Annotated in this window: 4 protein-coding genes; 1 reads left to right on the plus strand and 3 read right to left on the minus strand. The window is 75.4% G+C overall.

Translation table 11 applies throughout. The features are described from left to right. From AC3WUG_RS19505 to AC3WUG_RS19515, 3 genes are all read right to left on the minus strand, one after another. The coding region (locus AC3WUG_RS19505) for a PadR family transcriptional regulator (protein WP_492329186.1) at positions 1 to 503 on the minus strand (503 nt) is incomplete at its 3' end. Next, positions 503 to 1,345: a DUF4097 family beta strand repeat-containing protein gene (locus tag AC3WUG_RS19510; protein ID WP_492329187.1), complete on the minus strand. Its 843-nt coding sequence runs from the start codon at positions 1,343 to 1,345 to the stop codon at positions 503 to 505. The genes AC3WUG_RS19505 and AC3WUG_RS19510, both read right to left, overlap by 1 nt. Before the next feature lie 154 nt (positions 1,346 to 1,499). Next, a complete protein-coding gene (locus AC3WUG_RS19515) occupies positions 1,500 to 2,588 on the minus strand; it encodes a type IV pilus twitching motility protein PilT (RefSeq protein ID WP_492329188.1) in 1,089 nt (362 codons plus the stop codon). Positions 2,589 to 2,720: 132 nt separating this feature from the next. Between AC3WUG_RS19515 and AC3WUG_RS19520 the strand changes: the two genes are divergently transcribed. Next, the gene (locus AC3WUG_RS19520) at positions 2,721 to 2,795 is read left to right on the plus strand and encodes a 50S ribosomal protein bL37 (RefSeq protein ID WP_370521008.1); all 75 of its coding nucleotides are present in this window, start codon (positions 2,721 to 2,723) and stop codon (positions 2,793 to 2,795) included. Positions 2,796 to 2,939: the final 144 nt, after the last annotated feature.

A 2,939-nucleotide genomic window follows, 5' to 3' on the forward strand; every position in this document is an offset into this window, starting at 1 on the left:
TGGGCTCGGAGAGGGGGAGAAGAGACAGGCCCGGACACGCCCGGCCCCGGCCCGCCCGGCCGCGGCACGTCCCCCGCCGTCGCCGACGTGCGCGCATCCCGGGCCTGCAGCGCCGCCGCCCGCGCCTGCTGCGCCGCCGCGGCCATGTCCGCCCGCATCCCCGCCATCGAGCCGGCGACCTCGGCCCGCACCTGCGCGGCCAGGTCGCGGACGACGTCCGCCAGCTCGTGCTCCAGGGCGGTCAGCTCGGCCCGGTGCGCCTCGACCTCCTGCCGGCCGCGGTCCGTCAGGGCGTACAGCGTCTTGCGGCCGGACGCGGTGCGCGCGACCAGGCCCTCCTCCTCGAGCCGGGCGAGCCGCGGGTAGACGGTCCCGGCGCTCGGCCGGTACGTGCCGCCGAACCGGTCCGACAGGGCGCGGATCAGCTCGTACCCGTGCCGCGGGCCGGCCTCCAGCAGCGACAGCAGGTACAGCCGGAGCTGCCCGTGCCCGAAGACGGCCATCAGGCGCCGCCGGCGTCCACCACCGGCTCGGCGAGGGGGGCGCCGTGCAGCACCGTGAGGTGGCCGGACACGGTCTGCGAGTAGACGAAGCAGGTGGCGCGGTCGTCGCGGAGGTCGACGGTCGTGCGCCCGGGGCGCCGGTCGCCGTGCTCGACGCCGTCCACGACGACCCGCCCGGACACGCTGCGCGCCTCGACCCCGACGCCGTGGCCGGCGGGCAGCCGCACGGCGACGTCGCCGGACACGGTCCGCACGTGGCAGACCGAGGTCGGCGCGGCGCAGTCGAGCGTGACCTCGCCGGACACGGTCGTGACCGTGACCCGGTGCAGCGCCCCGGACGCGGTCGCCGCGCCCGAGACGGTGCCGACCGACAGGTCGCCCAGGTGGTCGCGCACGACGACGTCGGACGACACGCTCTTGACCGAGAGCGCGCCGCGGGTGCCGTCGACGACCACGGCCCCGCCGACCGTCGACACCGTCGCGTCCTGCTGGACGCCGGCGAGCAGCAGGTCCGCGTTCACCGAGCCCAGCGACGCGGCGACCTCGCGCGGGACCGCGAGGTGCACCTCCACGCGGTCGCGCTGGCCGGGGCCGCGCAGCCGCTCGAGGAACCCGTCGATCCCGGTGACGGACCGGACGCCGGCCCACAGCGCGCCGTCGGCGTACGTCACCTCGAGCGGGGAGCCGTCGACCCGGTGCACCTCGAGCCGGGCCCCGGTCAGCGTCGGGTCGTCGTGGGCGACGACATCCACCCGCCCGCCGCTGACCTGGACGCGCAGCGAGCGCACGTCCTCGACCTCGATGATCTGGGGGCCGATGACGACCCAGGACTCCGTGGCCATGACACTGCTCCTCCGCATCGAGATATATCGCGTCCCGACACGCTATATCGCGTCCGCAGGCCGGGCAAGGGAATGCCGCGGGGCTGGAGGGCGGCCGGCGACCGGCGGCGGCCGCCCCGTGCCGCCCGTCGCGACACCGGCGGCCCCGGCGGCCTCAGGCGATCAGGCCCACCGAGCGGAGCTCGACGGTGAGGTCCTGCGGGTTGGTCGCGACGCCCAGCGCCTCGTCGTAGGTGACCGTGCCGTCCGCGACCAGGCGCACCAGGTGCTGGTCGAAGGTCTGCATCTTGTAGTAGTCGCCCTGCTTGATCAGGTCGAGCAGGGGCTCGCTGCTGGACGGGTCCACGATCGCCTCGGCGGTGCGGCCGGTGTTCACCAGCACCTCGACCACCGCGGTCCGGCCCGCGCCGTCCGCCTTGCGCGCCAGCCGCTGCGACACGATGCCGCGCAGCGCCTGGGCCAGCGCCACGCGGATCTGCTGCTGCTCGTGCGGCGGGAAGAAGTCGACGATGCGGTTCACCGACTCGGCGGCGTCGATGGTGTGCAGCGTGGACAGCACCAGGTGCCCGGTCTCGGCGGCGGACAGCGCGGCGCGGACGGTCTCCACGTCGCGCATCTCGCCGACGAAGATCACGTCCGGGTCCTGGCGCATGGCGGCGCGGAGCGCGACCGTGAAGTCGGCGGTGTCCTGCCGGATCTCGCGCTGGGAGACGATGCCGCGCTTGTCGGCGTGCAGGACCTCGATCGGGTCCTCGATCGTCACGATGTTGGCCTCGCGCACCGTGTTGATGAGGTCGATCATCGACGCCAGCGTGGTCGTCTTGCCCGAGCCCGTGGGGCCGGTGACCAGCACCAGGCCGCGCGGCTCCAGGGCGAGCTCGCCCAGCACGTCCGGCAGGCCGAGCTCGGACAGCGACTGCGCGCCCGTCCCGACCAGGCGGAACACCAGGCCGTAGGTGCCGCGGGCCTGGTACGCGTTGACGCGGAACCGGCCGACGCCCGACAGCGAGAACGCGAAGTCGGCCTCGTGGGTGCGGACGAACGTCTCGGTCAGGTCCTCCGGCAGCACCTCCCCGAGCATGTGCTCGGTGTCCCGCGGCTTGAGCGACGGGACCTGCAGCCGGCGGAGCCGGCCGTCGACGCGGACGCGCGGCTCGGAGCCGACCTTGACGTGCAGGTCGGAGCCGCCGGCCTGGGCCAGGGCGTGCAGGAGGGGGACGACGGACTGCGGCTGGTCGCTCACACCCTGGTGATCGGCCGGTCACCCCCCGTCCTTGAACGGTCGGTGCCGACGAGCACCGCAGGATGTGGGACCATGGAGGGTCCCCGGGCGGCTGTACCGCCGTGCCGGTCAGTCACACCAGGGAGAAGTTCCATGAGCAAGCGTGGCCGCAAGCGCCGTTCCCGCGCCGGGAACGGCGCCAACCACGGCAAGCGCCCCAACGCCTGAGCGTCGGGCGGCGCAGCCGCACCCAGCACGAGGGCCCGGTGCGACGCACCGGGCCCTTCGTCGTGCTCGGGCGGGGGGGGGGGGGGGGGGGGGGGGGGGGGGGGGGGGGGGGGGGGGGGGGGGGGGGGGGGGGGGGGGGGGGGG

The sequence above is a fragment of the Cellulomonas sp. EB106-03-03-XG116 genome (assembly GCF_058792015.1).

Excerpts from the sequence above, each read along its gene's own strand:
- AC3WUG_RS19510 (WP_492329187.1), bottom strand. The coding sequence starts at position 1,345 with ATGGCCACGGAGTCCTGGGTCGTCATCGGCCCCCAGATCATCGAGGTC.